General features: G+C 69.9%; 5 protein-coding genes and 2 pseudogenes. 3 read left to right on the forward strand and 4 right to left on the reverse strand.

Annotated features, from left to right (window positions below):
- Positions 1–246: pseudogene (locus tag VFN12_RS12900) on the reverse strand (FMN-binding glutamate synthase family protein); the annotation flags it as partial.
- A gap of 167 nt (positions 247–413) precedes the next feature.
- Here VFN12_RS12900 and VFN12_RS12905 point away from each other — a divergent pair.
- Positions 414–3,023 carry a thrombospondin type 3 repeat-containing protein gene (locus tag VFN12_RS12905; RefSeq protein ID WP_325119113.1) on the forward strand — a complete coding sequence of 870 codons (2,610 nt, stop codon included), beginning with the start codon at positions 414–416 and terminating at the stop codon, positions 3,021–3,023.
- Here VFN12_RS12905 and VFN12_RS12910 read toward each other — a convergent pair.
- A complete protein-coding gene (locus VFN12_RS12910; RefSeq protein ID WP_325119114.1) occupies positions 2,969–3,478 on the reverse strand; it encodes a hypothetical protein in 510 nt (169 codons plus the stop codon). The two genes, VFN12_RS12905 and VFN12_RS12910, sit on opposite strands and share 55 nt — an antisense overlap.
- A gap of 133 nt (positions 3,479–3,611) precedes the next feature.
- Between VFN12_RS12910 and VFN12_RS12915 the strand changes: the two genes are divergently transcribed.
- Positions 3,612–4,634 (forward strand): hypothetical protein, encoded by a 1,023-nt coding sequence (locus VFN12_RS12915; protein WP_325119115.1) that lies wholly within the window; start codon positions 3,612–3,614, stop codon positions 4,632–4,634.
- 18 nt (positions 4,635–4,652) lie between these two features.
- Here the strand turns inward: VFN12_RS12915 and VFN12_RS12920 are convergent, their stop codons facing one another.
- Positions 4,653–4,955, reverse strand: coding sequence for an SHOCT domain-containing protein (locus VFN12_RS12920; RefSeq protein ID WP_325119116.1), 303 nt, complete (start codon positions 4,953–4,955; stop codon positions 4,653–4,655).
- A 384-nt stretch (positions 4,956–5,339) separates the two neighbouring features.
- Here VFN12_RS12920 and VFN12_RS12925 point away from each other — a divergent pair, with 384 nt between their 5' ends.
- Entirely contained in the window at positions 5,340–5,684 is a 345-nt protein-coding gene (locus VFN12_RS12925; RefSeq protein WP_325119117.1) for a VOC family protein, read from the forward strand.
- Between the two features lie 474 nt (positions 5,685–6,158).
- Here the strand turns inward: VFN12_RS12925 and VFN12_RS12930 are convergent.
- Positions 6,159–6,467 (reverse strand): annotated as a pseudogene (locus tag VFN12_RS12930) (type I glutamate--ammonia ligase); the annotation flags it as partial.

Genomic DNA, 6,467 nt, shown 5'->3' on the forward strand with positions numbered 1-6,467 from the left:
GAACCCGAAGTAGTTGTTCTGCAGCTTCGACGAGGCATACACCCACCGCCGCTGGTCGCGGCTGAAGGGCCGCTCCTCGTCGTTGCCGGCCACGATGTACTGACGGAGCTCGGGACCGATGCGTTCCAGCCAGAAGCGCGCATGACCGATGACCGGGTAGTTGCGCAGGATCGCGTGCCGGCGCTGCGCGAGATCGTGGGCGGCCACGGCGCCCAGGGCTGCTGCTGCGGCCAGTCTCTTCCTCATGCGACGGCCGTACCCATCCGGCGCGGGAGTAACTGAGGCAGGTGGCCCCGCGTAACCAAAGCTGCCGGTCGCAGTTTGATCCTGTGTACCACCGGGAAAGACCCACGCCCCAGTCCAGTCGTTCCGCCGCGACCCGGCGTACCGGCTCCTCCTCGAGGGAAACCACCATGCACCTTCGTCTGGCCGCCATCGTCGCGACCCTTCTCGTCACCGCCGCAGGATGGGTCAACGTCGCATCCGCCAGCCCCGGCGACGACTACATCGGCCCCTACTTCGGGGACGGGAACCTTCCGCCCGGCTGCATCAAGGACATGAGCCGGGACAACCCGGACAACACCTGCTACCACGCCAAGGTAGGCCTCAACGCCCTCGACTCGCCCCAGATCGACGTCGCGGTGCTGGTGCCCGCCTCGCCGACGGCCGAGCGCGACATCCGGATCATGCGGCAGGCGGCCGAGGCGTGGGAGGGCGGCATCCACTACCTCGCCGACGAGATGGGGCTCGACTGGCTCCGCGACGGCGTCGACTTCCACATCTCACCGGACGTCGTCGGTCTGAGCGAGGGCGACGAGGTGAGCACCTACCCGCTCTACGACCCCGAGATCGTGATCCTCGCGACCAACCCCGTCGGCGGCCTGGGCATCGGCGTCGACCCGATGTACCTGACCGACGCCCTGGGCCTCTACGACGAGAACGGCGTCCCCTGCCACAACATCGAGAACCCCTTCTCGATGGACACCTGGGAGGGCATGCCGGGCTACGACGGCCACCATGGTGACGGCGGCGGCATCTACGTCGAGGACTGCGGCGGCGCCGGCGGCAATGTCTGCTTCTCGGTCAACGGCGCCATCGACCCGGTGCCGGGCGTGACCGACACCTTCTCGCTCTTCGATCTCGTCCTCCACGAGACCGGCCACTGCCTGACGCTGGGCCACGTGGGCGACGGCGCCGAGGGGTCGTGGGGGCCGGTCCCGACCACGGACATCATGGCCTACAGCTATGACCCGCCCGGGCAGAACAAGTGCGTCTCGACGCTCAACGTCGAGGCGTTCGCCACCCGGATGAGCCGCTACCTCGACGTCGACGGCGACGGCTCGGTCACCGACGACGACCGCCTGCAGCCCAACGACGTGGCCGGCGACGGCACCAACTCTTTCCAGGTGCAGCATCCCGACGACCATCTGTTCGCGTCGTCCACCGGCTCGGTGTGGGACTGCCCGCAACCGGATCTCGGTACCGTGCCAGGCACACCGACCGACTGGGAGCCGGACCCCGTCGAGACCAGCGACCCGATGCTGACGCTCAGCTCACCCGCCCACGGCGCCGAGACGAGCGACGGCCACGTGCACGTGGCCGGCACGGTCGAGCGGCGGCCGCACGACTCGCCACCGACCTCGTCGACGGCCGCGCACGACGACCCCGACGGGGACTCGCTCACCGACCTCACCGACATCCAGAACGTCCAGGTCGAGGCCACCGACCTCGAGGTGGTCGCCACGGTCAAGGTCGACCAGCTGTGGCCCAAGGACGCCACCAGCCTGCCGAAGTACGGCGTGAGCATCGGCGGCCGGGAGATCGAGTCCTACATCCCCGAGCCCAACAACCCGGACGACGTCGTCACCATGGACCACTCGATGGAGCGGGCCCTGCCCAGCGAGTGGTCGGAGTGGGACGCGGCGGCCAACACGGTGACCTTCCGGATCCCCCGGAGCTATCTGGCCGACGCGAAGGTGACCGCGCCCTACGACGTCTTCGCCCTCACCAGCTACCGCGCGCCCACGAAGCTGTGGACCGTCGTCGCCGACGACCGCGCCCCCGACTCCGGCGCCATCGGCGTGGCCGCGCCGTCGGGCGAGCAGTCGACGACGTCGTCCGGCGGCGTCTCCTCGACGGGCAGCGGCTCCACCGCGGCGGGCCTGCTCGACCCGGTGGTGCTCGAGCGCCCGGGCGGGAACACGTTCACGGCCACCGACAGCACGCTGGGCGAGACCGGTGGACCGGGACACGAGTTCACCCTGTCGGTCCCCGAGTCGAGCACGGTCGAGCTCGCTCTGGGCTGGGAGGACAGCAGCGACCTCGACATGTACGTCACCGGTGCCGCCCAGGGATCCGCGGCCTCGGCCGGCCAGCCGGAGCGGCTGGTCCTCGAGAACGTCCAGGGAGACCTCGACATCCGGGTCGACCCCTACCTGATCCTGGGTGTGCCCTCCACGGAGTACACCTTGCAGGCCACGATCGTGCCCAACGGCTCGGGTGGCGGCGGCGGGCCGGTGAGCGACATCGACGGCGACGGCGTGCCCGACGACTCCGACGCGTGCGTGGCCGAGCCAGGGGTGGGCAGCAGCGGGTGCCCGATGCCCTCGGACGAGAAGGTCACGGTCTACGTCGACGGCTCGCCGGTTGCCAGCCAGGACGTCGAGTCCAGCCACGGACCCGACGACTTCGCCCTCGACGTGACGGTGCCCACCGGGGAGCACGAGCTGATGACCGTGTGGACCCAGGACGGCGAGACCCTCGCGACCGACCGCCGGACCGTGGTGCACACCGCCCCCGGGGTCGACCGTGACTCCGACGGGGTCGCGGACGGCTCGGACAACTGCGTGCGCCAGCCCAACGCCGACCAGGCCGACCTCGACGGTGACGGTGCCGGTGACGCCTGCGACTCCGACGTCGACGGCGACGGACACTCCAACGCCAAGGAGCGCACACGCGGCACCGACCCCTACGACGCCTCGTCGTACCCAGGTCGCGGGAAGGCCGGCGCCACGTTGCCCTGACCGGCCTGCTCTGCGCGGCGACCCTCCCGGGACACCCGCGTGAGTGCCGGCCAGTCGGCGTGGGCAGCCGGAATGAGCAGGGCGAGGACGGGCACGCTCCACAGCCAGATCCCGAACCCGAACGTCATCAGGAGCAGGTGGAAGGCGATCACGCCGAGCCATCCCGCCTGCGCCGCGCGACCACCGTGCAACAGCAACGTGCCGAGCACGATCTCGCCTCCGGCCAGGAGGAGTCCCCAGACGGCGGGGTGCGCCATCACGACGTCCTGCCACATCCGGGTGACGAACGGCAGGTACGAAGCATCGGCGAAGTGCCGGTAGGACCCGGCGTCGGCGAACACGATGCCCGCGTTGATGCCTGCCATGGTGAGGTAGAAGCAGCCGACGAACCGGCGCACGCGGCGGGCCAGGCGGGCCCGGGACTCGGTGCGTGCGGGTGCGTGGACGACGGGCATCTGGACTGCCTCCCGACGTCCAGCCTCGTCGACGGTGTGGCCGGGCGGCAGAGGACGTGGTCCCGGGCCGTGAGGACCATGGCCTCTGGTCGAGCGCAGGGCTGCGGGCGATCTTGGTAGCGGAGGGGAGACCATGACCCGCAGACCGGACGAGCGCTCGACTCCGGGCAGGCTGGCAGCCTGGGCCAGCGTCGTGGTGGCGCTGGGCATTGTCGTTGCGTCGTCGTACGGCCTGCTCGCCGCAGACCCCTATCGCGACCTGCCGGAGGCAACCGTGCTGGGCGCGAAGGCCCAGGACGTGTGCAGCATCCTGGTCGCGGGTGCGCTCATCCTCCTGACACGGAGCCCGTTCGTCTCGCCCCGGACGCATCTGGTCCGCCTCGGACTGCTGGCGTACGTCGCCTACAGCTACGCGATCTACCTGACCGGCGTGCCGATGAACCGTGTCTTCCTCGTCTACGTCGTCATCGAGTCGGTGGCCGGCGCCGCCCTGCTCGACGGGCTGCTGCGCCTGCGCGAGCCGGGCTGGCCCCGCATCCACTCCAGGCGCCTGGAGCGGGGGACGGGCTGGTTGATGCTGGTCGTCGGTGTCCTGTTCGCGATGCTCTGGCTCTCCACGCTGGTCCCGTACGCGCTCGGAGGGCCGGCGCCGGACCCGGAGGGCGTGGGTGGTGCCCCCTATCCCGTGTTCGTCCTCGACCTGGTCGTCGTCCTGCCCTGCCTGGTCGCACTCGGACTGCTGCTGCTGCGTGGCCGCCCGATCGGTGGTCCGCTGGCCGTCGTGGCCCTGATCAAGATCGTGACCCTGTTCACCGCGCTCTGGGCCGGGGTGGTGGCCGGCTGGGTGACCGGCGGCTCCGTGAAGCTCGGTCCGGACGCCGGCCCCAGCCTGGTGATGCTCGCCCTCAGCGTCGGGCTGGTGATCAGCTGGCTGCGTGGTCTCGAGCCGGACCGGAGCGCCTACCTGCGCCCGGCCCTCTGGGACAAGGGACCCACGATGACGAGACCAGCAGGCCTGGGAGCAGAGCAGTCACGCCGGGAAGCGCGGATCCTCGACCCACGCACCCCCACCGTCGACGCAGTCGAACCCGGCCTGGTCGAGAGCCAGCTCGACGGCAGTGCGCCGAGCCCGATCGGGCACGGCTCCGCGGGGTGACCTCGACGTTCCCAGTGGTCACGGCTCACGCACGACGTGAGCACGTGACGACGTGAGCGCCTCGAGCCGGGTGCGGTACTCCTCGACGTCGATCTCGCCGCGGGCGAGTCGCTCGGCCAGGATCTGCGCCGCGCTGCCCGTGAGGCTGCTGGTGACATTGCGTGGCGGCATTGCCGCGGCCCCCTGAGCGGGAGCGGAGGTCCGGACACTCCACACGATCGCGAACACGAGCGTGGCGACGAGAACAAGCAGGATGCCCAGCACGCCGAGCATCATCGCGATCCCCCAACCGTCATCCATGTGTCCGTCGTTCCAGTACATGGCTGCCACCTCACTGCTGACTGCCCCGACGGGTGTCGGCGGGGTTTGGTCCCAGTCTGTGGGTGGCTACCCCCGGGGGGTAGGGGCGAACGGCCCGTGGCCGGGTGACCTGCTGCCCGCCCGGGTAGCTCCCAGGGCATCGAAATCGGCGGGACGGGCGGTCCCCGAGGTCCGGGCACTCGATGTGGCGGTCGGCCAGGCACCGAATCCGGGTGTCGATCGGTGCCCACGTGACCGCCCTCTGACCGGCACGACGGCGCGAGCTCGGCGCCAGATCCGGGCGCTCGCGTTTGGGGCACTTGGGCGGTGGTGGCGTCGTTCGGGACGACAGACCCACTCGAAAATGCCTGTTCCTGAGGCCCCCGGCAGGTCTAGGTTCGACCGGTGGCTCTGGATTGGGAACAGGTGATCGTCCACTCGTTGGATCCCGCGACCTTGGGGCAGTGGTGGGCAGACGCGCTCGGCTGGGTTGTCGTCTACTCCTCCGCTGACGAGTTCGAGATCCGCCCGGAGCCGGATCGCACTCCGGGGTTGGACTTCGTCCGTCTCGATGAGCCCAAGGAGGCCAAGAGTCGACTGCACCTCGACTTCCGGCCCGACGACCAGGACGCCGAGGTGGCCCGGCTGGTCGCTCATGGCGCACGCCGGGTGGACATCGGCCAGGGGGATCGACCCTGGGTCGTGTTGGCCGACCCCGAAGGCAACGAGTTCTGCGTCCTTGGCCCCTGAGGGCATCAGTCCGCCGTCCGGCATCTCCTCGCACCGGATGAACGCATCAGACGCGTCCAGGCTCGGCAGGTCGCTCACGAAGCGGGATGGGCAGTAGGTGATCCAGCTGCACCCGCGAAGGTGGTCCACGCCCAGCCGCGCTACATGACCGTTGAGGTTCTGCGCGGCCTCCAGCGGGAAGGAGTGGGCTCGAGGTCGTCGCCCACGCCGATGAACGACGGCCGCCAGCCCTCGAGGAACTCGTGGACCAAATCCAGCAGCACCGCCTTCAGGGCGTCGGTGTCGGTCGGTCAGACTTCCGCGATCGGGTCATGGAGAGGTTGTCTCGAGCTGCTGGAGGCAGAAGCGTTGCGACCGCACGCACAACCCGGCCCGGAGAAATCTGGGGAACCCGGGTCGGGCTGTGCGTGTTGCGCGGGTCGGGGCCGGTGGTCTCGAGACGGTCGCTGCGCGACCTCCCAACGCCCCGAACCGTCAGATGTCGAAGTACAGCTCGAACTCGTGCGGGTGCGGCCGCAGCGCGACGGGGGCGATCTCCTCGGTGCGCTTGTAGTCGATCCAGGTCTCGATCAGGTCGGGGGTGAACACGCCGCCCTCGAGGAGGAAGTCGTGGTCGGCCTCGAGCGAGTCGAGGACCCCGTTCAGCGAGGTGGGCACGGTCGGGATGTCGGCGTGCTCGTCGGGCGGCAGCTCGTACAGGTCCTTGTCGACCGGCTCGTGCGGCTCGATCTTGTTCTTGATGCCGTCGATCCCGGCCAGCAGCATCGCGGAGAACGCGAGGTA

The organism is Nocardioides sp. (assembly GCF_035703625.1).
Classification (GTDB): domain Bacteria; phylum Actinomycetota; class Actinomycetes; order Propionibacteriales; family Nocardioidaceae; genus Nocardioides.